Genomic DNA, 546 nt, shown 5'->3' on the forward strand with positions numbered 1-546 from the left:
CCCGGCTACTTCCCCTACACCGAGCCCTCCGTGGAGCCTGAGGTCTACGTCGACGGCCTCGGTTGGGTGGAACTCGGGGGAGCAGGCATCTTCAGGCAGGAGGTGACCGCACCCTTCGGGATTGAGCACCCGGTGCTCGCGTGGGGGCTCGGGATCAGCCGGGTGGCGATGCTCCGGCTCGGACTCCGCGACCTCCGGCACCTCTACCGGAGCGATGTCGAGTGGATCCGCGATGTACCCACCTACAGTGGGAGGCGTTGAGATGGCGATAATCACGTTACCCTACCGGTACCTGGAACGACTGACCGGGACCGACAGAAAGACGATCATCGAGCGTATACCGATGATCGGGGCGGACATCGAGCGGATAGAGGAGGATCACATAGATATTGAGTTCTTCCCGGACCGGCCCGACCTCTACTCACCCGAGGGCGTCGCCCGGGCGATGCGCGGGTTCCTCGGGATCGAGGAGGGGCTCCCGGTCTACAACGTCCGCCCCTCGGGCATCACCTTCTCGGTCGACCCGGGGCTTGCCGGGATCCGGCC

The 546-nt window shown here is 65.4% G+C and carries 2 pseudogenes; both read left to right on the forward strand.

Annotated features, from left to right (window positions below):
* Nucleotides 1–261: pseudogene (locus tag BP858_RS02950) on the forward strand (phenylalanine--tRNA ligase subunit alpha); the annotation flags it as partial.
* A gap of 1 nt (nt 262) precedes the next feature.
* Nucleotides 263–546: pseudogene (pheT, locus tag BP858_RS02955) on the forward strand (phenylalanine--tRNA ligase subunit beta); the annotation flags it as partial.

It is taken from the genome of Methanoculleus sp. UBA413 (genome assembly GCF_002502935.1).
Classification (GTDB): Archaea; Halobacteriota; Methanomicrobia; order Methanomicrobiales; family Methanoculleaceae; genus Methanoculleus; species Methanoculleus bourgensis.